A 22,345-nucleotide genomic window follows, 5' to 3' on the forward strand; every position below is an offset into this window, starting at 1 on the left:
TTGTGCTTTTTTTAATAGATTTTTTAATAAAATTAAATATATATTCAATTTTATTAAAAATAAAGTTGAATAAAATATAATTAATTGTTATATTAGATTAAAAGGAGGAGGTTTTATATGGAAAATAAGGATATACCTAGTTGGATTTATGCTTTAGAAAAAGAAGATGTTGAATTTATTAAGAATTTTGTTATTCATTCAGGGTCTTTAAAAGATGTGGCAAAACTTTACGAGGTATCTTATCCAACAGTAAGAATTAAGCTGGATCGATTAATTGAAAAAGTGAAATTACATGATGAAACTGAAAATGAGAATTTTATTCAATTTGTAAAACAGTTAGTGATTGATGATCGAGTTGAATTGGAAGAAGCAAAGTTAATTATCGATAAATATAAAAGTGAAAGGCTGGAGAAATAATGTTTGAATTTAACGATTTAACAAATGTTCTACTTATTGCAGCTTGTTTAGGAGGACAATATTTTTTAGCAAGTCGGCAGCATTCATTGTTCGGAATAATCATTCCTGCTACATTTCTTATTTGGCGGATTTCTATATTTTTCACAACAGAAAGTAGCCTGTTAAAAGAAAGTTTAATTATATTTATTGGCTTAGTATTCCTTTTGGGACAATGGATTCAAGGAAGAAAAGTAGTTAAAATTAACCGAGAGAAAGAATTGCGTAAGATGCAAGCTTATGATTTATAAGAAGGCTACTATAGTATGCAAAACCGTGTAAAAAAGATTTCTAAATCAAAGTTAGGAAATATCAAAAAAGCCATGAATCATTAATTTAACAATGATTCATGGCTTTTCTAATTAACATTACGATTCATGAAAGTACGCAAGAAAAAGTGTTATCGATGGTTACGGAATTGGAGAAGTTTTGTTTTCCAATTACGGCTTTGGGTATCTTTCACACCCTTACAGTATCTGTGATAAAATGGTATATATTGTATCTTTTTTGATTTGGGGGATGAGACTTGAAGGTAAAGATGTGCCTTATGAAATTAATGTTTAATATTCAATTGTATGTAGGGAAAATACGTTTGCTGGGCTATGCTGTGTTATTAGAAATCCTTGTAGGAATAGGCGATGTCGCTTTCTTTTTGGTGTATCCAGAAGTGTTTATTATTTTTTTCGTAATAACATTAGGCGCGGTTATGTGGAAGAAATTACGTCCCCGTTTAACGCAAATGATTTTAAAAAGACGAATGTTACTTACACCAATTTTATGCATGTTTTCGTGTCTTATTTTTATGAATTACTGTGTTTGGTTTCAACCATATTAAATAAAAAATTCAACCTTTTTCGAGAGGTTTAGAAATGAAAGAGATAAAAGGATTGTACGTTATTTTAGTTGCAATGTTTTTTGTGAATCTAACAAATATGACCTTATTTAATAACGAATGGAATGGCATAGCAATGTGGCTTAACACAGTGTTATTTGTAGCTAGTACGGCCTATTTTTTATTGAGCAAAGATGCCATTAATAAAAATAAATAATAATTGTGAAATGCAAGATTGCTTTAGTTCATTAAAAATTTATAACATATACAAACTAATCCTAAATAACCTTCCCAAACAGCATTTTGGGAAGGTTATGCTTTATGTATATAAATCAGATTATATGGAGGTGTAATTTTTGAAACCTATTGAATTAAATGAAATACCTTTAGAAATTAAAAGCTTTCTAACCACTATTGATTCAATTAAATTTCCAAGACAAGGCTATACATCAGATGTCATAATTCTAGAAGCAAATGAAGAAAAGTATGTTTTAAAACGTACAAAAGGTGAATTCAATTGTTCTTTGTTAAAAAAAGAAAATTCGAATTTGGATATTTTAGTTAGACAGACTAAAATATCTGTACCCAAAGTACATATATTTACTGAGAAAAAAACGAGCGAATCATGGTTACTTATGGAATGTCTACAAGGTGAAACAATACGTTCGGCATTATTTAACGAAAAAAGTAAGGAAAAACGAGAAGAGATTCTTTTTAATTTTGGAAGATGCCTTTCTGAGATTCATCATACATATTGTCCACCAGCATTAAAACATGAAACAAATTGGTTGAATCAAATGTTATATCAAGCCGAATATAATTTTAAAAATTTCCAAGTTGACGGCGATCAAAAACTATTAGAAAAAATTATTACTCACCCATTACATATTGAGAGACAAACTTTAATTCATGGCGATCTTACAATTGATAATGTGTTAGTTCAGAATGGCATTATTTCTGGAATTATTGATTGGGGAAACGCAACATACGGTGATCCTAGATTTGATTTAGCATTAGCAATACGTCCTAAACCAAATGCATTTCAAGATGAAAAAGATAAACTTGTCTTTTTTGAAGGTTACGGTGAAAACGTAATCGAAAATCATATATATAACTATTATGCAAACGGATTATATGAATTTTTTTAATACATAAATTATGCAATAAACGTCCCCAAATGCTACTTTGGAAATGTTAACACTTTTCATTAAAAGGAGGCTTATTTTATTGGAGTATCTTTACTTAAAGCTAATTTAGAAGATGCAATGACAATTCATGAAATGCAAATCAATTCTTTCATGCCGTTACTAGAAAAATATCAAGACTACGATACAAACCCAGCTAATGAGCCATTGGAAAGAGTAATCACCAGGTTAAATCAGTCTTTTAATGACGTATAGAGTATACATAACTCCTTCAAATAACGTTCTAAAATCAAAGTTAGGGAATATCAAAAAAAGCCACGAATCATTGATTTAATAATGATTCATGGCTTTTCTAATTAAACTTGTGATTCATGAAAGTACCCGGGAAAAAGTGTTATCGATGGTTACGGAATCTGATTGGTTTTGTTTTCCAAACAGCGCTTTGGTGATATTTATATTTCAAATTTATTGAATAAGAATTCGGAAAAGAAACAGGGTTTCATGTTATAATCGATCAAATATTTAAGAGAGAAAGGAGTGTTTTAATGCTGCAACAAATTAGAATTGAGAAATGGTTATTAGAAATCGATCCTATTAAGACAAGAGAGTTTTATAGGAAAGACATGGATGTTTGTAATTGCTTATACTGTCTAAATTATGTTGAATCAACTAAGTTATTAAAGACGCCTATTTCCGATATATTCAATGAGTTAGGCATTCTTCCTGAAAAACCAGCACATCTTTCCGACTTTCCTTCCGAGGAAGTTGGGACACGTATTTACATGGGAGATTATCATTTTGTTGGAAGAGTACTAGAAGGAGAATTGTGTACAGTATCTAACTTTAATGAAATGAATACTATTCAGGTTGAGAATTTTACGTTAGGTTTTACAGAGGAATTGGTGTTTGTACCAGAAGAATTTCCCTCCCCAGTGCTACAGTTAAGTTTTGAATCTAATATGCCTTGGGTTCTTAAAGAAAATCAAGAAGATTAGTCAAAGTCATATGTATCATTTGGAAGTAATTACAGCTGAAGTTAAATTTATTAACTGGCTTCAACAAACAGGCGCAATTGCTTTATACTGCATACAAATCGATACACAATAAAAGTTAGGTAACATTTCAAACAGCGCCAAACACTGATTTAACAGTACTTGGCGCTGTTTTTATTAGAAAATAATGCTTTGATACGCTACGAATAAAACGTTAGATGGTATATAATGTAAAAATTGCTTTAGGATGTGTAAATTATGAAAATAATTCATTCAATCATAGGAATACTGATAATTCTAGTGGGTTCTTTATTTATAAGTATCACCGTAGATAATGAAGTATTTAGAACAATTATGTACAAAGTAATGGGTACATTCATTTGGCTTTTAGGTATTCTATATTTAAAAAAAGTTGCAAAGTTAGGAAAACAATAACTGTATTTTCTTGTATATTTCTATTTTTAAAACGTACCCAAACGTAAGTTAGGGAACACTAAAAAAAGCCACAAATCATTGTTGAATCATTGATTCATGGCTTTTCTAATTAAAATTGTGATTCATGAAAGTATCCGGGAAAAAGTGTTATCGGCACTTATGTAATTTGATTGGTTTTTTTCAAAAAGTATATTATTTTATAATAAATAAAGATAATAACAAGACAATATTAATCCCATACAAAACAACTGTCTTAACTTTACCTGCTTTTTCTTTTTCACCCCTAAAATCTAAAATTCCAGCAACAACAAAAAATAGTAAATAGCCTATTTTCATATGAAGCACGCCCAATAGATCACCTACAACACCAATCAGTGTTATTAATACAATAATCGTATCAAAAATATCCCATTCAATTTTCATACATTATTCCTCATTCTCATCCTTTTTACGTTTTATCCATATAATATGAATGTCACATAAATAAATATCACTGTGACTGTCATTAAACCAAACAAAATAATCAATAATATTTTTTGTGTTTTTCTTGAGAATAAATTTATTATAGCTAATAGCGTACTACCATTAACTATAAATGGTTCATTTATTCTATCCCATTTAAAAAGCCATGCTGTTGAAATGATTAATGAAATAATCATTACAATAAACATTATATGCATTCCCATTGTTTAAACTCTCCTAGTAACTTTTAATGCTCTTGTTCTGCCACCGCGTTTATATTCTTCAACAACCTTTGTTTCCTGAACATGATTTTGAGAACGCATTTAAAGACATTTATTATTATTCATCCATTCTTTTATAAAATCTAACATTTTAAGAATAGCTGGTGTTTGTAAATGTTTTTTAGTATGTATGAGATAGCCGATTTTTCGTGAAACATCTTCCTCTAAAGGTCTTATTGCAAGACCTGACGTGTCATTTTTCAACAATAATTCAGCTAGTAAACTAATACCTAAATTTTGCCTTACCATTGAAATAATCGTTTCATCGCCTTTCACTCGATAAGCAATATTTGGTTGCATTTGTTCTTTCTTAAAAATTTGATGTACTTCAAGATGTGAATTTGTGTAAGGTAAAATAAATTCTTCACATTCTATTTCTTTTAAATTGATTCTATTTATTTTGGATAGTTGATGTGCGTTATTCATTACGATAACAATTTGATTCTCAAATAGTAGTTCAAATTCCCATTTTTCATTGTGTGATGTGCCAATTCCAAAATCTATTTTATCTTCTTCTAACCATCGATCTAGTTCAGTTGCATTTCCTTCGTATAAATGAATAGTAATAAAAGGATATAGTTTTTTAAATTCTCCTAATATTTTTGGCAGCAAATTAATCGTGATACTTGAATATGCACCAATACGAATTTCTCCTGTTTCTAATCTATTTATTCCATTCTATCATTACTACAATTAATTTATTTAAGTAAATATATTGAGAAATTATTGAATTTACAAACTATAGTTTCTCGAAAATTCCAGTATAATTTTCACGATATACTGGAATTTTTTATTTTAGTGTGATGAAGAATTATTAAATGAAAACCATAATACTCTGATGCGGTATTTAGTAATGAATCGAATGAAGAAAATCACGTGGGAGTTGTTTTGGCTGAAGCTGAAATTCAGTAAATAGAGTTAAAGGGTAGGTTTAATAAAATTAAAAGTAACTGACCTTAGAATTCGTTTTTTTATCTGAAACATGAACTGAATTTATGTGGACGTGCAATCAGGGTATAATATTCTTAATTCTATTTATTGAGAGGGATTATAATGAACGTAAACAAATACAAGAAATTGATAGTAGATTTTTTAGAAGAGAGAATGTCTGCAAATGAATTTCAAACACAATATCTTAAAAAATTTAAAGAAGGTAACGACTGCATGGATGAGTCTTTATTTGAGATTCTTAACGGAGTATTTGAATCAGCAGATTGCTACTGGCATGAATGTCTTCCAGGACAAGAGACGCCATTTGAAATATCAGAACAACAACTAAGATATGAAGTACATGATGCATTAATTAAATTAAATAAACTGTTAGATAGTATTTAGTTAATGTAGAGCCATAGTGTAAAAAATATAAATAACATTTCCGAATAAAAGTTTGAACCTATACAAAAGCCATGCAGCATGAATCATTGCTTGTATTAGTTAAGAGTGCGATTCATCAAAGTATGTAAGGAAACGTATTATGAGCACTTATGAACCTTGTTTTGTATTTAAGTATAGGATGCTGGTACAGTAAGATGTGAAAGTGAGGAGTTTATTAGTGCAAGAATTTCCAGAAGAACATGAGCTATTAGCATTGTTTGAATGTGAGCCGACTTTTTTAGATACACCATCCGACACAATGGTATTTTTTTATAATGAAGCAACCTATGAATTTTCAAATGGCTTTGAAGATTTTATTGTGACGTTGCAGCCAGCTTGTGGTGATGTGAAAATTCAAGTAACGAATCATGATACAAAGAATTTGATTACATATCTAGAGTTAAAGAATATAGCTCGTTTTGAAATTATCAATGATAAAAAAGATGTATCTAGTATTATGCTGACAATTGAAGATGATGAACGCCTACAAACGTTTGAAATTGATTTTAAGCCGAAGTTTAAACTTATTACTAAAATAGTATAACGATATACAAGTAATGTTCCTAAATCAAAGTTAGGAAAACTCGTAGCTCATTCATTGGAATGAAGTTATAGGCTATACAGCTATAGACAAACGTTCTTAAAATGACAGACTAGCCAAAAAATTCACGACCGTTGTTAAATCAATGATTCGTGGGTTTTTTAGTTAAATTGAAATTTATTAAAATATATAAGAAAACATGTTGTCGGTAGGTAGAGTTTTGTTCTCAACAAGAAACACTACGGAGAAAGCAATGATTATTCTAACAACGTTCAAAAACCATTGATTTTTAATGATGGGTAGTTCAAAATGATAAAGGATATATTTTAATTAATGTTCTCTCTTAAGGTGTTTTCATCTATCGGTTTAAGAGATAGTTTTACGTGTAGAAAGTGAGCGGAAATAAATGAAGAAAATTGGATTTGATTCAGACAAATATTTACAAGAACAATCTGCCTATATCTTAGAGCGTGTAGAGCAGTACGATAAACTTTACTTGGAATTTGGTGGGAAACTAATCGGGGATAAACATGCTAAGCGTGTCTTACCTGGATTTGATGAAGATGCCAAAATTAAATTATTAGATACACTAAAAGATAACGCTGAAATTATTATTTGTGTGTACGCTGGAGACATCGAACGCAATAAAGTCCGTGAAGATTACGGGATTACGTATGACCAAGATGTCCTACGTTTAATCGATGAATATAGATCACGTGGGATTTCTGTCAATAGTGTATTGGTGACTCGTTACCAAGGACAGCCAACAGCTAAAGTATTTATGACAAAGCTTGAAAGAAGCGGTATTAACGTCTACACACATACTGCAATCGAAGGCTATCCTACAAATGTGGACGCGGTTATGGGCGAGGATGGTTTTGCGAAAAATCCTTATATTAAAACAACAAAATCAATTGTTGTCGTGACAGCACCAGGGCCATCTAGCGGTAAGCTTGCAACATGTCTTAACCAAATGTACCACGAGAATAAACTAGGCAATAAAGTCGGCTATGCGAAGTTTGAAACATTCCCTGTTTGGAACTTACCATTAAAACACCCAGTAAACATTGCGTATGAAGCAGCTACAATCGATTTGAAAGACGTCAACATGATTGATAATTATCACTATGAAGCATACGGAAAAGTAGCAGTCAATTACAATCGTGATATGGAAACATTCCCTGTTATCAAACGTATTATTGAAAAAATCACAGGTAAAGAGTCTGTGTATCTTTCACCTACTGATATGGGTGTTAACCGCTTGAAATCAGGTATCACAGATGATGCGATTGTTCAAGAAGCGGCCAAACAAGAAATCATTCGTCGTAGTTTCCGCGTCGAAAACGACTATAAAAAAAGGACTTGCTGACGAAGATAGTATGCGTCGCATGCAAGTGATTTTAGAAGAGAGCAACTTAAAGAAAGAAGACCGTGCACCTGTATTGCCAGCGCGTAAGTATGCGAAAACAATTGAAGAGAGCACAGACAGCACGAATTCGCCAGCTGTCATTGCAATTGAACTGACAAATGGTGAGATGATTACGGGTAGAACGACAAATCTGATGGATGCTTCAGCAGCTGCGATTTTAAATGGCTTAAAGAAATTAGCGAATATTGCCGATGAAATCGATTTGTTATCACCGATGATTTTGCAAACGATTCAACGCTTAAAAACGGATGACTTAAATAGCCGTATCCCAACATTAAGTGCCAACGAAGTATTGATTGCATTAGCAATTAGTGCGGTGACGAACCCTACTTCTGAGTTGGCTCATAAGCAATTACCAAATTTAAAAGATACACAAGCGCACTCTACTGTTATCTTGAATACAGAAAACGAACAAACGATTAAGAAACTTGGAATCGATCTTACAAATGATCCAGTTTATCCAACTGAAAACTTGTATTATAACTAATTTTCTTATAAAAAATAAAACAAAAACCGCTCCGTATTGGGGCGGTTTTTTGATTTCATAGAAACTGAATGTAAGTGATGGATAGGTGTTTTAGACTGTAAGCGCCAAAACTAAATCAGAAAAGTTTCCTAGTTACTGATTTAGGTGTGTTATTCAATAGTAGAGACATATTGTAGAATAAGGATTTTAATAAATTGAGTTTTATGTTAAATTTTACATTATATTGTGCGTTGATTATTTTACTAGTTGAAGACGGGGATACAAGCATCGTCACGAAATTTCTTGAAGAGAGTGAGACTTGTGAAATCGTCCCCGCAGTAAGGTATTAATCGTAAAAGATTAGTTTCGTTGATTGTGAACAACAAATTACTTTAGGGATAAATATCTAATAGGTTTTGAAAGGGGAATTTCATGCAAAATATTTTAGATAGAATTTTAACAACTCTACGTTCTGAGCGCTTAAAAAAGTATTGGGACGATTTTTATCTTGTACCGTTCGCAATTTTTGATGAAAAAGATGTCCTATTATTTAATCATCCTAAATGTAATGGTGAGACTTATATAAAATTAGCTAAAACAAAACAATTTCAAGCTTGCACCTGTATTCTTTTTGAAGAAGTGCCAACAGCTATTGTAGATACGACACTCTATCAATCGTTCGAAGAAATTTATTCTTTACTTGTCCATGAATCATTTCATGTATTTCAACATTTATCTGGGGAAAGTCGTTATCCAGATGAAATAGTGGGATTCAACTACCCGATTGACTTTAAAAATATTGAATTACGCATTATAGAAAGAGAAAGACTTTTTGAAGCTTTTGTATCAACTAATTTAAAAGAAAAACAACAAAAAATAAACGAGTTTATCACACTAAGAGATAAGAGAACAGTGCTATTCCCTGATTATGTAGGCTATGAAAATGCGATTGAAACTATTGAAGGGCCTGCTTTTTATGTTGAATATAAGGCTCTAAACGATGTTAGTTCTAATCAAGAGAATGCTATTAACAAATATGTCGAGCAATTACTAGATAGCAATCTATCGCATATAAACATTCGAAGTAGCTGCTATAACTCGGGTTTGTTTATTTGTCTATTATTAGATGACATTTCAAAGGTATGGAAAGTAGAGTTTATGCAATCAAATGTAAGCTTGTATTCATTTTTCAAAAATAACTGCCCAGCGTACACACCTGTTGAAATAACAATTCCTAATAACTCAGAAGAAGTTTTCCAAATAATAAATAACGCTGAAACAACTAAATCCATAGCCTTTAAAAAATTTAACGAATCGGAAGGTATAAAATTAATCATTTCAGGTGCTATAAAATTAATTGGCTTTGATCCAATGAATATTATCCAACTTAATAAACAAGCATTACACCATAACTTTTTAAATGTAAGAATAAGAGATAAAGATTATTTTATTAAGCAATCTGTTTGCACTACGTTTGGAAATGATTTTAGAGATGTTCAATTAATAGAGTTATTTTTGAATCAACCATCTATAAAGATGGATAATCGAATTATTATTGAAAACATTGGAGAAATTGAAGGCACTATTATTCTCCAAGAATCCAATATTATTCATATAGTTGTTTAATCTTTTTGTAATGCAATTTTAATTTGGGCGCATTTAAAGGATAAAATTAAAGAAATACAAGCTTTTACGAAGATAATAATTAAAAAATAGAGTGTGGGTATATTTTTGAAAGAATAAAGTGTGCTACGTCAGCGCGCGAAATTCTACTTGCTTTTTCGGGCACAAATGCTTTTGATTCTCTGTATGTTCCTGTGAAGATATCGTTCGTTAAACTCATCGGTCTAGCAATCGTAAAGTTTAATCCATGTGCTTCAATATAATCAACCGCATGGCGGTGATCTGTCAGCGCATTTTTAAGTAATTTCATGACGATTTTTCCGCTAATGCCAGGAATCTCTTTATTAATTCCTGCAGAAGCTGTGTAGACAATGCGTTTAACATGATGTGCCTGCATGCCATCTACAATATTTTTCGTCATCTCTTCAAGTTCCGTTGATTTTTTCATGCCCTGACTTGAGCCTAAGCATGACACGACAGCATCATGCCCTGCAATGGCGGCAGCGACTTCTTCCTTATTGAAGGCACCGCCCTGGATAATTTCTAACGCCTCATCTACCAATGCAATCTTTGAGGGTGTGCGTACAAAGGCAGTCACCTTGATGCCTTTTTTTAATGCTTGCTTTACAACCTGTTGGCCCACGCCACCAGTTGCGCCAAATACGATAATTTTCATAACATGTCTGCTTTTTTTAATCTTTGTGTAGAAGCTTACTATCAAAGAAAAACCGTTCAATCGCAACAAAATGAATTGGAATCTACGCTAAATAGAATATGTAGTATAGTTTATCATATTGGCTTTTCTAGTTAGCAATACAATTCATGAAAGTGTAGGAAGGGTAATTACAAAGTTCGGCTGATTTGGTTTTTTAAAATTTCCGTCTTTCTAAGAAGGGATGAAGTAGCTATTCTTCCTCTTCAAAATCGGTTATTTCCGCATTGACATATTCCTCAAAAAAATCTTCGAATGAGTCCGCTATTACTTCTGTAATTGGAGGGTGCGCATTGTTTTCTGCTTCAGCATCCCAGATGACGACGACTTTAGGAACTGCTTCAGATAAATCAAGGCAATATAATTCACCATTGCCGAAGTTATAAATAATTAAGAGATTTTCACTCAAATTGATTTCTTTTCGACTAGCTAATGTCTGTGTTAAAGCATTCGTATCGTCCTCGTTCTGCTTCAAAATCTCGTTGTGAGGTATACCAAATATTTCGAGGGAGCCGAAAGAGAGAAAGCCAAAGTCTAAAAGAAACTGTTTGTAGCTTCCCTTGATTTCAAATCCGATTGTTTTTTCAAAGGCGGCTACTAATTCTGGTGTCACACCATCAAAAAAGGCTAACTCAAGCGTATCAGCATACTCAAAAATTTGTTTTTTCGTTAATTCATATTTTTGCATTTTCTGCACCTCGTATATAATAGTATTATCTCTCTTTTTGAATATTTTACCAAGAACAAACGCTCGTAGCCAAGTAGTATCTTAATTATGTATTCATCTACTAATATGGTGGTAGATGTGTTTTAAGACGAATTCATCAAAAGAAACATTTTCTACGAGATTTTTTGTATAGAAAGGGAATGGACATAAAAGGGAGGCGTAAAGATGCTTGTGATTATTTATAGTATGTGTAGCTATTTGCTGGGAACGTGTATGACGGCCGCACTTGTTGGAAAAGTGTACGGCGTTTCATTAGCAAATGAGCATAGTGGAAATTTAGGTGCGCGTAATGCGGGACGGACGCTTGGGAAGATGGCCTTTGTGTGGACAGCAGCGGGCGATGTGTTAAAGGGCGTCATCATTGTGATGGCAGCGCATGTACTTGGGTTTCCAGATTATATAGCGGCACTGGGCCTTACATGTGGCTTATTAGGCCATTTATATCCATTTTGGCTCCGCTTCCACGGAGGAAAAGGGGTCGCGACATTATTAGGAGGACTTGTCGTGCTAGAGCCGCTGTTATTGATCGGCGTCCTCGTTATGATTGGCATCGGCTATTTACTGACACGTAGTTTAACACTTGGATTTGTCATTAGTGTGCTTGCTCTAATCGCTGGAATTCTCATTTTTTATCCAGCATACAGTGTGCTCCTCCTCGCATTAGCCGCAGTCCTCCTTAAGCATCGCACAAATATTCAAGAAAGGTGGCGTTAATGATGTATTTTTGTAAAATAGCAACGACAGCAGCAGAGTTTGATGAAATTGCGGCTCTAAATTATGAAACATTTGTAGAAGAAATTCCTCAGCATGAAACGAATACAGAGCGCCGTCTTGTGGACCGTTTTCATAATGAAAATACGTATGTAGTCGTTTATAAAGAGCAGCAATTAATTGGCATGCTAGCATTTCGAGATAAGCGTCCATTTTCGGTAGACGGCAAGGTGGGAGGACCAGTTGAAGCGTTACTTGCGGCATATGATACGTCACATTTATGTGAAATTCGTTTATTAGCTATTCGAAAAGCTTACCGCAACGGTCGTGTGTTTCAAAAATTGGCACAAGCCATTTATACATATGTTTATGATAGAGGCTATTCGGCGGCAGTTATTTCCGGTGTGACAAGAGAAGAAAAATTGTATCGTCGCATTGGCTTTGAAGCATTTTCAGAAGCCACTGGTACAGCGGATGCGGCCTTTATTCCGATGATTTTAACGCGTGCAAATTGCCTGCAAATGCAACAGCAAATTCGTATTGAGCCAATGAATTTCTATCCGGGGCCTGTTGCACAAACGCAACTAACGCATAGTGCGCTGTCACATCGTTCGCTCGCCTTTCAAGAACTGTATGCAAAGATGCAACAAAAGCTCTGCACTTTAACAAATGCACGCCATGTTAGCACGCTCGTTGGTAGTGGGACACTAGCAAATGATGTCATGCTCGGACAATTAAAAGCAGTCGTTGGGGCACAACGCGGGCTGATTTTGGCGAATGGAGAATTTGGCGAACGTCTACAAAAGCAAGCCATGCATTGGGGATTAAATTTCGATAGCCATCAAGTTGCCTGGGGAGCGGCTTTTGATGCGCAGGTCATCCGCGAATTGATTGTAGAAAATGCCTATTCTTGGCTTGTATTCGTACAAGGTGAAACGTCGACAGGTGTCTGGAATGGCGATTTGATTGAAGCACTAGCAGATATCGATATTCACATTTGCATCGATGGCATTAGTAGCATTGGCGCAACACCTGTGGATATATCCCGTTGCTTATTAGCAACAGCGGTGAGCGGCAAAGCAATTGGTGCGCTAAGTGGCTTAGCCTTTGTTTTTTCAAATGAACACTTTACTAAAAATGATGCACCGCTGTATAGTAATTTAGTACATTATCAGCAGCAGAAGCTACCGTTTACATTACCAGCGTATTTAGTAGCAAATGTTGTGGAGGCACTTGCGCCTTATCCGGCACGATTTGATGTGCTGAATACCCGTTTTAAAACGCTCGAGCAATCTGCCTTTGCACGCTATAAATTAAGTGATGCACAGGGATATCCAATGATTGTGAGTTATCAGCTACCAACAGAGTTTTTGGAAATTGCGCGATTAAATGGCCTACTACTACATGATGAAAGCGGCTATTTAAAAAAGCAGGGCTTGGCACAAATTTCAATTATTGGTCCGCAATTTGATGAAGCATTTGAACGGTTACAGCGCGTTTTTGAGTGGTATCAGCAAGTGAAATAAGGAAGAGAAGCAGGGCTCCTGTAGGGCAATGCTTCTTTTTTTATGCCAAAAAATTTCTTTTTTCATAATATTTTTATGTAAAAATAACGTGATGTAGAAAAAGAAAACAATTTGTAGAAAATATTGACAATTCTAAAAACGCGTAATAAGATACTAATATAAACAAGTAATTACCGTATATGCGTAAAAGGAGGATGTTCAATGAATTTACCTACAGTGCAATTTACTGCAGAGCAAGAGCAATTTAGACAGGAAGTGCGTGCGTTTTTACAACAACATATCGAGGCTGGGACGTTCCAAACGAAATGTGATTCTTGGTTAAGCGGGAGTGAGCCAAGCTTTTCAAAAATAGTGGGCGACGAAAATTTAATCGGCTTAACATGGCCGAAAGAATATGGCGGTCAGGCACGTAGCTCGATCGATCGTTATATTTTAACGGAAGAATTTTTAGCAGCTGGTGCGCCGGTTGCGGCACACTGGATTGCCGATCGACAAACAGGCCCGCTTTTACTGCGTTTTGGTACAGAGGAGCAAAAGCAATATTTCCTACCAAAAATTGTGGCGGGTGAATGCTACTTCGCCATTGGTCTGAGTGAGCCAAACAGTGGGTCTGACTTGGCATCCGTTCGTACGCGAGCTGAAAAGGTAGACGGCGGGTGGCTTGTGAATGGTGCGAAAACATGGACAAGTAATGCGCATGATGCGCATTATATGATTACACTTGTGCGTACAGGTGCGTATAACCCAGAGAAAAAGCATGAAAATTTAAGCCAATTAATTATCGATTTACATGCGCCAGGGGTGACAATTACACCGATTAGCTATTTAACAGGGGAGCATCATTTCAATGACGTGTTCTTTGATAATGTCTTTGTGCCAGATGACCGCGTTGTTGGTACGTTAGGCAATGGCTGGAAGCAGGGTCTAGCAGAGCTTGCCTTTGAACGCAGTGGTCCAGAGCGTATTTTAAGTACATTCCCGTTATTAAATGAAGCAATTGAAGAGCTGAAGCGCCAAGGAGATGAGCGTGGCTTAGCGGAAGCGGTGAAATTAGTCGCAGAAGTGTGGAGTTTACGTAATTTGTCGATTGGTGTTGCAAAAGTATTAGAGGAGGAAGGCGAAGTAAGTATTCCGGCAGCGCTGGTGAAAAGTGTCGGCACGAAATTCGAGCAGAAAGTGCCTGAAATTGTGCGCTTATTATTAGATGTTTATCCACGACTAGATGCGGAGGATAAAATCAATCGTTTACTGGCACAGTCAATCTTACATTCACCAGGATTTACAATTCGTGGTGGTACGTCAGAAATCTTATACGGCATTATTGCGAAAGGGGTTATTGCACAATGAGCGAAATGAAAGAGATGCTACTAGAAGTTGTTGAAAAGATGCTAAAGGATAAAGTGGAAAAAGAGGATGTCGATGTATTAGAGCAAGGTCAGTGGGGCGAGGATTTATGGCGTCTACTAGAAGAAAACGGCATGATCAATATCGCTGTGCCTGAGGACCAGGACGGTGCAGGTGGCGATAAAGAGGATTTATTTGCGGTGTATCAACTAATCGGTAAATACGCAGCACCCATCCCATTTGTGGAGCATACATTAGCGAATGTTTTATTAAATGAAGTCGGTGAGGTAGCGCAGCAAACACTGACAACGCTTCATATAGCATCAAGTGTTGAGGCGACATTACCATTTGTTCCATGGGCGCGTCATGCAGAGCAGGTCGTTGTTGTAACGCCTGAAAAACTTATTGTGTACCCCCTTGCGGATGCTCGTGTAAAAGAAACGACAAATATTGCCTCAGAGCCACGTGATACGGTGGAAGTGACGGCTGCACCTGCCATCGAGGTCGCTTTAGATAATGCGACATATAAGCAATTAATGAAGCTTATTACAGCCGCAACACTGATTAAAACATCGGGTGCGATTGACAAGGCATTTGACTTAACGGTGCGCTTTAGTAAGGAGCGCGAGCAGTTTGGTCGTCCAATTCACCGCTTCCAATTAGTGCAGCAGCATCTTGCGTTAATGGCAGGGGAACAGGCGATTATGAATGTTGCAGCAGAAAATATTTTAGCGACACTTGAAGCGCTTGAAACGAATGATATTGGCTACGCACGTCTACGTCTAGAGGATGCAAACCGCGTGATTGCAGCTTCTGCGCATCAAGTGCATGCCGCAATTGGCGTAACGGATGAGCATAGTTTAAATCAATATACACGTCGCATTTGGTCATGGCGTGATGAGCTCGTAAAAGCGGATTACTGGAAAAAGGAGCTTGTTCAAGAAGTATTAGCGAGTACAACGGATATTTGGACAGCATTAACAGCGTCAAAGCAAACACAAAACGTCTAGGAGGGATTTAAATGGCAGATTTATTATTTGAAATTGAAAATCGTATCGCGACGATTACATTGAATCGTCCAGATAGCTTAAATGCGTTTAGCGAGGAAATGGTTATGAAATGGATTCAGGCGCTAGAAGAAGTGCGTGATAATGATGAAATTCGCGTGGTCATTTTAAAAGGGAACGGCAAAGCGTTTTGTGCGGGCGGCGACATTAAAGCGATGACAGCTGGCAAGGGCTTCTTTGAAAGTAGTGAGGACATCTCATCGACAGCGCTTGCACGTAAAAACTCACTTTGGAAGCGTATCCAGCGCATTCCACTTCTATTAGAAGAAATTGATAAGCCAGTCATCGCGCAGATGCATGGCTATGCGATGGGAGCAGGGCTTGATATGGCGCTTATGTGCGATATTCGAATTGCGGCAGATACAGCAAAGTTCTCAGAGAGCTATATTAAAGTCGGCATCGTACCGGGTGATGGTGGCGCGTATTTCCTACCGCGTATTGTCGGTGTGGATAAGGCGCTTGATATGCTATGGACGGCGCGTGTGCTTGATACAACAGAGGCGAAGGAAATGGGGCTTGTCACGTATGTGGTGAGTGAGGATGAGCTTGCGTCCTTTACGCAAAGCTATGCAGAAAAAATCGCGAACAGCCCGGCAGAGGTCGTGCGCATGGTAAAACGTGCTGTGTACCAATCACAAACGATGTCACTGCGCTCGTCTCTTGATTATATTTCATCACAGATGGGCATTGTGACGGAGCTTGCAGATTATAAAGAAGGTGTACAAGCCGTATTAGAGAAACGAAAACCGAATTTTAAGTAATAGAAAGGGGTGAAGGCGAATGAGGCCGTTAGAAAATATTCGTGTATTAGATTTGTCGCGTGTGTATGCAGCGCCAGCAGGAACGATGATGTTAGGGGATTTAGGCGCGGAGGTGATTCGTGTCGAGCAACCTGGAGGCTCGGATAGTACGCGTGGCTGGGGACCATATGCAGGGGGACAAAGCACGTATTATTTATGTGCAAATCGCAATAAAAAATCGATTCTTCTCGATTTAAAGGACGAGGCAGATCGTGAAGAATTTTTAGAGCTTGTGCGCGAATCTGATATTGTTGTCGATAACTTCAAAACGGGTGATTTAAAACGGATGGGGCTAGACTACGCGCAACTAAAGGCCGTTAATCCACAAATCATTCATTGTTCGGTGACGGGTTTTGGTCAAACGGGACCACTCGCATTTGAACCAGGCTTTGACCCAGTGATTCAGGCAATGAGCGGCTTGATGGATGTTACAGGGGAGCCGGATGGCGTGGCAACAAAGGTTGGTGTACCAACAGCGGATATTTTAACGTCTCATTTTGTGGTGATTGGTATTTTAGCAGCTCTTCGTCAGCGTGACTTCACAGGAGAGGGGCAATATATCGACTTATCACTCCTTGATGTACAGGTGAGTAGCCTAGCGAATGTATCGAGTGCATATTTAAATGCAGATTTCGTGTCGAAGCGATTAGGTAATCGTCATAATAATGTTGCGCCGTATCAGGTGTTTGACTGTGCGGACGGCCCACTGATGTTCTGTGTTGGCACCGAGGGTCAGTATAAGAAGTTCTGTCAGGCGATTGGGCGTCCAGAATGGATGACAGATGAACGATTTTCGGATAACGCGAAGCGAAAAGCAAATGAAGATGAACTCGTTCGTTTACTGACGCCAATTATTGCGGCGAAAACACGCGATGAATGGATTGCAATTTTACAGGAGCATAAAATTCCGGGTGGACGCGTAAATTCGATTACAGAAGCGCTTGAGCAGCCACAAGTCATGGCGCGTGATTTAATCGGTGAAATCGAGCATCCAGCATATGGGCCTGTACGTTTTGTGAAAAATCCGCTTCAACATTCGTCACTTGGCATTGAGTATGAGCTTGCACCACCGGTATTAGGTGAGCATAGTCATTTATATGTGAAACAGCCAAAAGGATAGTCGCTACGGCCGAATTTTGGTACGATACTTGGTAGGAGGGAATGGCATGAATCAAGAGAAATTAGAAAAGAACTATTTAATGAATACCGTTCAAAAAACAGCTAAAATTTTACGTTCCTTCACGCGTGAAGAGCCGAAGTTGTCGCTGACGGATCTTCATAAGAAAACCGGTATCGGCGTTTCAAGCTTACAGCGTTTTGTAGCAACGCTTGTATATGAAGGCTTCCTTATTCGTGATGAGCGCACGAAGCTGTATCGTCTTGGTTTGTCGCTATTTTATTTAGGCAAGCTAGTCGAGCAGGAATCAAGTCTTCTATCACTCGCGAAGCCCGCGCTGAAGCAATTAAGTGACAAGTATAATGAAAGTGTGTCAATGAGTATTTTAGACGGCAATGAGCGCCGTTGTATCGTCAATTTTGATAGCACGCATTTATTAACAGCGCGCAATCATGTTGGGGATACTTCTCCTCTCTATGCAGGGGCATCGGCAAAATCGCTATTAGCTTTTTTACCAGATGAGGAAATCACTGACTACTTAGATGAAGTGAAATTTGAAATGATTACAGAAAACACCGTAGTGGACCGTGCGCAGCTACTTGCGGAATTAGCTGATATTCGTGCCAAAGGCTATGCGGTGTCACGAAAAGAGCGTATTTTTGGTGCATGCTCGGTTAGTGCCCCGATTCAGACCGATTCAAGCACGCGTCCCGTCGCATCTATTTCCGTGATCATTCCAGAAGTGCGCTTTGACGACGTTGATTTAGAGCAGCTAACATCAGACGTGATGGCAGCTAAGCGAGAAATCGAGCGTTTGGTGCATTAATTAATAGAAAAAAGCAGGAAGCCCGAATATAGGACTTCCTGCTTTTTGTATTAAAACGAAATAACACCAAAGATTAACGCGAAGACAATCATAAATAATGACGAGCCAATCGCCCATTTTAAAGCGAAGCGTTGGTTTTGGCCGTAGTCAATATCAAGCATACCTACTAATAAGTACCCAGCTGCATAAAGCGGGCTTAAAATATGAACTGGCTGCCCAATAATACTTGCGCGGGCCATTTCTGCGGCAGGAACACCGTAATGCGCTGCAGATTCAGCTAAGATAGGTAGCACACCGTAGTAGTACGGGTCATTCGCCATGAAGTACGTAAATGGCATACTTAGGAATGAGGCAATCAGTGCGAAATGTGTGCCCATTGATTCGGGAATGATTTGCACTAATGAGTTGGCCATGGCATCTACCATGCCTGTACCGCCAAGAACGCCTGTGAAAATACCGGATGCGAAGACAAGTGAAACGGTTGCTAATACGTTACCGCCATGGTCTTTTACAAGTTGCTGCTGTGTTGGGATATGCGGATAGTTAATGACCATCGCTATCGCAAAGGCTAGCATGAATAATACGGCAGAAGGTAGCCAGCCAAGAATCAACGCAACTAATAATAAAATTGTTAATAAGGCATTGACGATGACTAATTTCGGGCGACGTAATGCTTTTTCTTTCTCACTAATATCAACATGTTGCGCTGTGATTTCTCCAATGTCAATAATACCGCCTAGTCGTTTACGTTCCTTAAAGCCGAAGTAGATCGCTACTAAAATCGCAAAGACAATCCCCATGGCCATCACGGGAATAATCGGTGTAAAGACTTCCTCTGTTGTTAAATGTAATGCTGAAATCGCACGTGCTGTTGGTCCGCCCCAAGGCGTCATATTCATAACACCAATTGAAAGAATCGCAAGTAATGCTAGAATGTATAAGTTCATGCCAACACGTTTATAAAGTGGCATCATTGCCGTAACTGTAATAATGAAGGTGGTTGTACCATCGCCGTCTAATGCCACAAGTGAAGCTAAGATAACGGTACCAATCGTAATTTTTAATGGGTCACCCTTTGCGACTTTGACGATACGGTCAACTACCGGGTCGAATAATCCAGCGTCAATCATGACACTGAAGTAAAGAATCGCGAATACGAGCATAATCCCCGTTGGTGCGACCTGTGAAATTCCTTCTAACATATTCTCCCCTAGATTTGCGTAAAATCCCCCGATTAGCGCAAATACAGTTGGGATAATAATCAGCGCCATTAATGCACTCATTTTTTTCGTCATAATGAGCGCCATAAAGACGATCATCATAATAAATCCTAAGATTGCTAAATTCATATGTGTTGCCCCCTTATTTAAATGTGAACATATTGTGAAATATCTTTCCAGTAGTGTATGCGCTTTCAAACAATAAATAAATAGAAAATTATAAAAACATTACTAAATACTTAATTATTATTCTATTTTTAGTTAAATGAAACTAATAAATACATATTTCGAAATGTTTTTCTTGTTGAATAAAGCGTATAAGTGTAAAAAAACCGATAAAAATGAATAAATTAATAAACATAATAAAAATCATAAAGTTCAAAATTTTACCCTAAAGACCTACTTTTTAGAGGAACTTTTCTAGCGTTTAATTTATATAAATATAATGAATTCGACTATGCTATCATGAAGGTATCTTATCTATAAGGGGTTTTTAATGATGACTTGGCAACAGCAATTATTACAATATCAACCAAAAAATGAACAGGAAACACGCGATTTAGCAGCATTTCGCTATGCCTTTGACCATTTCGATGATGTACTAACACGTGAAAATCCGATTGCACATATGACCGTATCGGCATTTGTCGTTAATAAAGCGCGTACACATGTGCTAATGGCGTATCACAATATTTATGACTCATGGGCTTGGACTGGGGGTCATGCGGACGGCGAAAGTGATTTTTTAGCCGTTGGACTTCGTGAAGTGAAGGAAGAAACAGGGGTGGATGCTGTTGCAGTGAGTGAAGAGCCGATTTCGATTGAACAGCTAACGGTGCTTGGGCATGTGAAGAAGGGCAAGTATGTGTCCGAGCATCTTCATATGAATGTGACCTATTTAGTCGAAGCGGATGATTGCGCGCATCTTGTCGTCTGTGAAGGGGAAAACAGTGATGTAGCGTGGATTCCACTAGATGAAATTGCGGTTTATTGTAAGGAAGCGCATATGATCCCGATTTATCAAAAGATTATTGATGCGCTATAGTAATAGAGGGAACTGCATGTGATGCGGTTCTTTTTTAAATTTTCTGAATATACTATACAAAACCTCTTCAATTAGTTTTATACTATAGCTATAGAAAGAGGGTATTTTGATGAAAACAGTTCATGTACATGCAGCACCGAGCGAATACATCTTAGAAGAAGGTATATTGAAAAAGCTAGAGGGTTTATTAGTGGCGCGCGGGATTTTACGTGCTTTAATCGTCACAGGGACGAAATCATGGGCGGCAATTGATGATTTTTGGCCGGCAATGGTCGAGGTGCAAACGGAGCTTTATACATATGGTGGCGAGTGTTCATTTTCAGAGATTGACCATGTCACAGCGATGATGGAGGATTATGACGCGATTATTGGGGTTGGTGGCGGAAAGGTCATTGATTTAGCGAAGGCGGTCGCGAATGAAGTGCATAAGCAGGTCATTGTCGTGCCAACGCTCGCATCCAACTGTGCGCCGTGGACACCGCTTAGTGTGCTTTATGATGATACGGGGGCCTTTGTACGTTATGATGTCTACCCGGTTGCGTCGAGTTTACTCGTTGTGGAGCCGGCGTTATTATTACAGGCACCGCGTGATTTATTTGTGGCGGGCATTGGGGATACGATTGCGAAATGGTATGAGGCGGATGTGCAACTAGGTAGCATCGCGGCTAAAACAGTCCCGATGATGATTTCATACGAAGCGGCTCGTCAATGTAAGGACATTTTACTTGCGCAATCAGAGGCAGCGCTTGCGGCAGTAGATGCGGGGGTTGTTAATGATGCCTTTATTCAAGTAATTGAAACGATGTTTATGTATGCGGGCATGGTAGGCGGTTACGGCGATCATTATGGTCGTACAGCGGGCGCGCATTCGATTCATAACGGGCTAACGGCACTTGAAGCGGCACATACGAAGCTTCATGGTATCAAGGTGGCATACGGGATTTGCGTGCAGCTAATGCTAGAGGGGCGCCAGTCAGAAATTGCCGCACTACGCCCATTTTATGATGCACTTGGTCTGCCACAATCACTGAAGGAACTCGGAATTGACGCAACAGATGCAGAACTCCTAGCGGTGGCACAAAAAGCAACCATTCCCGAGGAGTCGATTCATTTGATGCCAAATGGCGAAATGACGGCTACACGTGTGTTTGACGCGATGAAAGCACTTGAAAATCATGCGTTCATGTCGTTATAATTAAGCGTTCGTTAACTTAAGT

General features: G+C 37.4%; 24 protein-coding genes. 19 read left to right on the forward strand and 5 right to left on the reverse strand.

From position 1 onward, the window contains the following. Nucleotides 1–117 precede the first annotated feature (117 nt). From KTHG_RS10090 to KTHG_RS10115, 5 genes are all read left to right on the forward strand, one after another. The gene (locus KTHG_RS10090; protein WP_139993276.1) at nucleotides 118–417 is read left to right on the forward strand and encodes a DUF2089 family protein; all 300 of its coding nucleotides are present in this window, start codon (nucleotides 118–120) and stop codon (nucleotides 415–417) included. Continuing rightward, on the forward strand, nucleotides 417–704 hold the full coding sequence (locus tag KTHG_RS10095) for a hypothetical protein (RefSeq protein WP_139993278.1): 288 nt from the start codon (nucleotides 417–419) through the stop codon (nucleotides 702–704). Before KTHG_RS10090 ends, KTHG_RS10095 begins: the two co-directional genes overlap by 1 nt. A gap of 618 nt (nucleotides 705–1,322) precedes the next feature. After that, nucleotides 1,323–1,502, forward strand: a complete 180-nt coding sequence (locus tag KTHG_RS10100) for a hypothetical protein (protein WP_139993280.1) — start codon at nucleotides 1,323–1,325, stop codon at nucleotides 1,500–1,502. 139 nt (nucleotides 1,503–1,641) lie between these two features. Next, nucleotides 1,642–2,433 carry an aminoglycoside phosphotransferase family protein gene (locus KTHG_RS10105; RefSeq protein ID WP_139993282.1) on the forward strand — a complete coding sequence of 264 codons (792 nt, stop codon included), beginning with the start codon at nucleotides 1,642–1,644 and terminating at the stop codon, nucleotides 2,431–2,433. A gap of 542 nt (nucleotides 2,434–2,975) precedes the next feature. Then, nucleotides 2,976–3,425 (forward strand): hypothetical protein, encoded by a 450-nt coding sequence (locus KTHG_RS10115; RefSeq protein WP_139993284.1) that lies wholly within the window; start codon nucleotides 2,976–2,978, stop codon nucleotides 3,423–3,425. A gap of 624 nt (nucleotides 3,426–4,049) precedes the next feature. Here KTHG_RS10115 and KTHG_RS10120 read toward each other — a convergent pair. Both KTHG_RS10120 and KTHG_RS10125 read right to left on the reverse strand, forming a co-directional pair. After that, nucleotides 4,050–4,280 (reverse strand): hypothetical protein, encoded by a 231-nt coding sequence (locus KTHG_RS10120; protein WP_139993286.1) that lies wholly within the window; start codon nucleotides 4,278–4,280, stop codon nucleotides 4,050–4,052. 362 nt (nucleotides 4,281–4,642) lie between these two features. Next, nucleotides 4,643–5,272, reverse strand: a complete 630-nt coding sequence (locus tag KTHG_RS10125) for a LysR family transcriptional regulator substrate-binding protein (RefSeq protein WP_139993288.1) — start codon at nucleotides 5,270–5,272, stop codon at nucleotides 4,643–4,645. A gap of 381 nt (nucleotides 5,273–5,653) precedes the next feature. Here KTHG_RS10125 and KTHG_RS10130 point away from each other — a divergent pair, with 381 nt between their 5' ends. The 5 genes from KTHG_RS10130 (at nucleotide 5,654) to KTHG_RS10145 (ending at nucleotide 10,036) form a co-directional block, all read left to right on the forward strand. After that, entirely contained in the window at nucleotides 5,654–5,935 is a 282-nt protein-coding gene (locus KTHG_RS10130) for a colicin immunity domain-containing protein (RefSeq protein WP_139993290.1), read from the forward strand. 217 nt (nucleotides 5,936–6,152) lie between these two features. After that, a complete protein-coding gene (locus tag KTHG_RS10135) occupies nucleotides 6,153–6,518 on the forward strand; it encodes a hypothetical protein (protein WP_139993292.1) in 366 nt (121 codons plus the stop codon). Nucleotides 6,519–6,921: 403 nt separating this feature from the next. Further along, nucleotides 6,922–7,884, forward strand: a complete 963-nt coding sequence (locus tag KTHG_RS21835) for a DUF1846 domain-containing protein (RefSeq protein WP_255512427.1) — start codon at nucleotides 6,922–6,924, stop codon at nucleotides 7,882–7,884. 19 nt (nucleotides 7,885–7,903) lie between these two features. Next, a complete protein-coding gene (locus KTHG_RS21840) occupies nucleotides 7,904–8,431 on the forward strand; it encodes a DUF1846 family C-terminal domain-containing protein (protein ID WP_255512428.1) in 528 nt (175 codons plus the stop codon). A gap of 411 nt (nucleotides 8,432–8,842) precedes the next feature. Then, complete coding sequence (locus tag KTHG_RS10145; RefSeq protein WP_139993294.1) at nucleotides 8,843–10,036, forward strand: hypothetical protein; 1,194 nt, start codon at nucleotides 8,843–8,845, stop codon at nucleotides 10,034–10,036. 79 nt (nucleotides 10,037–10,115) lie between these two features. Here the strand turns inward: KTHG_RS10145 and KTHG_RS10150 are convergent, their stop codons facing one another. Both KTHG_RS10150 and KTHG_RS10155 read right to left on the reverse strand, forming a co-directional pair. Then, on the reverse strand, nucleotides 10,116–10,709 hold the full coding sequence (locus KTHG_RS10150) for an NAD(P)-dependent oxidoreductase (protein ID WP_139993296.1): 594 nt from the start codon (nucleotides 10,707–10,709) through the stop codon (nucleotides 10,116–10,118). Between the two features lie 229 nt (nucleotides 10,710–10,938). Further along, nucleotides 10,939–11,433, reverse strand: a complete 495-nt coding sequence (locus tag KTHG_RS10155) for an SMI1/KNR4 family protein (protein ID WP_139993298.1) — start codon at nucleotides 11,431–11,433, stop codon at nucleotides 10,939–10,941. 204 nt (nucleotides 11,434–11,637) lie between these two features. On the opposite strand from KTHG_RS10155, the gene KTHG_RS10160 reads away from it, so the two are divergent. The 7 genes from KTHG_RS10160 to KTHG_RS10190 all read left to right on the forward strand — a co-directional run bounded on the left by KTHG_RS10160 (nucleotide 11,638) and on the right by KTHG_RS10190 (nucleotide 18,863). Further along, nucleotides 11,638–12,186 (forward strand): glycerol-3-phosphate acyltransferase, encoded by a 549-nt coding sequence (locus KTHG_RS10160; RefSeq protein ID WP_139993300.1) that lies wholly within the window; start codon nucleotides 11,638–11,640, stop codon nucleotides 12,184–12,186. After that, nucleotides 12,186–13,709, forward strand: a complete 1,524-nt coding sequence (locus KTHG_RS10165) for a GNAT family N-acetyltransferase (protein WP_255512429.1) — start codon at nucleotides 12,186–12,188, stop codon at nucleotides 13,707–13,709. Before KTHG_RS10160 ends, KTHG_RS10165 begins: the two co-directional genes overlap by 1 nt. Nucleotides 13,710–13,910: 201 nt before the next feature. After that, on the forward strand, nucleotides 13,911–15,056 hold the full coding sequence (locus tag KTHG_RS10170; RefSeq protein ID WP_126990329.1) for an acyl-CoA dehydrogenase family protein: 1,146 nt from the start codon (nucleotides 13,911–13,913) through the stop codon (nucleotides 15,054–15,056). Then, entirely contained in the window at nucleotides 15,053–16,063 is a 1,011-nt protein-coding gene (locus tag KTHG_RS10175; protein WP_139993304.1) for an acyl-CoA dehydrogenase family protein, read from the forward strand. The genes KTHG_RS10170 and KTHG_RS10175 overlap by 4 nt, the downstream gene beginning before the upstream one ends. Nucleotides 16,064–16,074: 11 nt before the next feature. Beyond that, nucleotides 16,075–16,881, forward strand: a complete 807-nt coding sequence (locus tag KTHG_RS10180) for an enoyl-CoA hydratase/isomerase family protein (RefSeq protein ID WP_139993306.1) — start codon at nucleotides 16,075–16,077, stop codon at nucleotides 16,879–16,881. Nucleotides 16,882–16,900: 19 nt separating this feature from the next. Further along, on the forward strand, nucleotides 16,901–18,040 hold the full coding sequence (locus KTHG_RS10185) for a CaiB/BaiF CoA transferase family protein (RefSeq protein WP_139993308.1): 1,140 nt from the start codon (nucleotides 16,901–16,903) through the stop codon (nucleotides 18,038–18,040). Nucleotides 18,041–18,086: 46 nt separating this feature from the next. After that, nucleotides 18,087–18,863, forward strand: a complete 777-nt coding sequence (locus KTHG_RS10190; RefSeq protein ID WP_139993310.1) for an IclR family transcriptional regulator — start codon at nucleotides 18,087–18,089, stop codon at nucleotides 18,861–18,863. Between the two features lie 50 nt (nucleotides 18,864–18,913). Here KTHG_RS10190 and KTHG_RS10195 read toward each other — a convergent pair whose 3' ends face one another. Next, nucleotides 18,914–20,212 (reverse strand): CitMHS family transporter, encoded by a 1,299-nt coding sequence (locus KTHG_RS10195; protein ID WP_139993312.1) that lies wholly within the window; start codon nucleotides 20,210–20,212, stop codon nucleotides 18,914–18,916. A 367-nt stretch (nucleotides 20,213–20,579) separates the two neighbouring features. On the opposite strand from KTHG_RS10195, the gene KTHG_RS10200 reads away from it, so the two are divergent. After that, on the forward strand, nucleotides 20,580–21,128 hold the full coding sequence (locus KTHG_RS10200; protein WP_255512430.1) for an NUDIX hydrolase: 549 nt from the start codon (nucleotides 20,580–20,582) through the stop codon (nucleotides 21,126–21,128). Between the two features lie 109 nt (nucleotides 21,129–21,237). After that, nucleotides 21,238–22,323 carry an iron-containing alcohol dehydrogenase family protein gene (locus KTHG_RS10205; protein WP_139993314.1) on the forward strand — a complete coding sequence of 362 codons (1,086 nt, stop codon included), beginning with the start codon at nucleotides 21,238–21,240 and terminating at the stop codon, nucleotides 22,321–22,323. The last annotated feature ends 22 nt before the right edge of the window (nucleotides 22,324–22,345 follow it).

The sequence above is a fragment of the Kurthia sp. Dielmo genome, assembly GCF_000307285.2.
GTDB classification, from domain to species: Bacteria; Bacillota; Bacilli; order Bacillales_A; family Planococcaceae; genus Kurthia; species Kurthia populi.

Excerpts from the sequence above, each read along its gene's own strand:
- KTHG_RS21835 (WP_255512427.1), top strand. The coding sequence starts at position 6,922 with ATGAAGAAAATTGGATTTGATTCAGACAAATATTTACAAGAACAATCT.
- KTHG_RS10160 (WP_139993300.1), top strand. The coding sequence starts at position 11,638 with ATGCTTGTGATTATTTATAGTATGTGTAGCTATTTGCTGGGAACGTGT.
- KTHG_RS10130 (WP_139993290.1), top strand. The coding sequence starts at position 5,654 with ATGAACGTAAACAAATACAAGAAATTGATAGTAGATTTTTTAGAAGAG.
- KTHG_RS10115 (WP_139993284.1), top strand. The coding sequence starts at position 2,976 with ATGCTGCAACAAATTAGAATTGAGAAATGGTTATTAGAAATCGATCCT.
- KTHG_RS10165 (WP_255512429.1), top strand. The coding sequence starts at position 12,186 with ATGATGTATTTTTGTAAAATAGCAACGACAGCAGCAGAGTTTGATGAA.
- KTHG_RS10185 (WP_139993308.1), top strand. The coding sequence starts at position 16,901 with ATGAGGCCGTTAGAAAATATTCGTGTATTAGATTTGTCGCGTGTGTAT.
- KTHG_RS10100 (WP_139993280.1), top strand. The coding sequence starts at position 1,323 with ATGAAAGAGATAAAAGGATTGTACGTTATTTTAGTTGCAATGTTTTTT.
- KTHG_RS10150 (WP_139993296.1), bottom strand. The coding sequence starts at position 10,709 with ATGAAAATTATCGTATTTGGCGCAACTGGTGGCGTGGGCCAACAGGTT.
- KTHG_RS10155 (WP_139993298.1), bottom strand. The coding sequence starts at position 11,433 with ATGCAAAAATATGAATTAACGAAAAAACAAATTTTTGAGTATGCTGAT.
- KTHG_RS10145 (WP_139993294.1), top strand. The coding sequence starts at position 8,843 with ATGCAAAATATTTTAGATAGAATTTTAACAACTCTACGTTCTGAGCGC.
- KTHG_RS10120 (WP_139993286.1), bottom strand. The coding sequence starts at position 4,280 with ATGAAAATTGAATGGGATATTTTTGATACGATTATTGTATTAATAACA.
- KTHG_RS10170 (WP_126990329.1), top strand. The coding sequence starts at position 13,911 with ATGAATTTACCTACAGTGCAATTTACTGCAGAGCAAGAGCAATTTAGA.
- KTHG_RS10090 (WP_139993276.1), top strand. The coding sequence starts at position 118 with ATGGAAAATAAGGATATACCTAGTTGGATTTATGCTTTAGAAAAAGAA.
- KTHG_RS10200 (WP_255512430.1), top strand. The coding sequence starts at position 20,580 with ATGATGACTTGGCAACAGCAATTATTACAATATCAACCAAAAAATGAA.
- KTHG_RS10205 (WP_139993314.1), top strand. The coding sequence starts at position 21,238 with ATGAAAACAGTTCATGTACATGCAGCACCGAGCGAATACATCTTAGAA.
- KTHG_RS10190 (WP_139993310.1), top strand. The coding sequence starts at position 18,087 with ATGAATCAAGAGAAATTAGAAAAGAACTATTTAATGAATACCGTTCAA.
- KTHG_RS10180 (WP_139993306.1), top strand. The coding sequence starts at position 16,075 with ATGGCAGATTTATTATTTGAAATTGAAAATCGTATCGCGACGATTACA.
- KTHG_RS10175 (WP_139993304.1), top strand. The coding sequence starts at position 15,053 with ATGAGCGAAATGAAAGAGATGCTACTAGAAGTTGTTGAAAAGATGCTA.
- KTHG_RS10195 (WP_139993312.1), bottom strand. The coding sequence starts at position 20,212 with ATGAATTTAGCAATCTTAGGATTTATTATGATGATCGTCTTTATGGCG.
- KTHG_RS21840 (WP_255512428.1), top strand. The coding sequence starts at position 7,904 with ATGCAAGTGATTTTAGAAGAGAGCAACTTAAAGAAAGAAGACCGTGCA.
- KTHG_RS10095 (WP_139993278.1), top strand. The coding sequence starts at position 417 with ATGTTTGAATTTAACGATTTAACAAATGTTCTACTTATTGCAGCTTGT.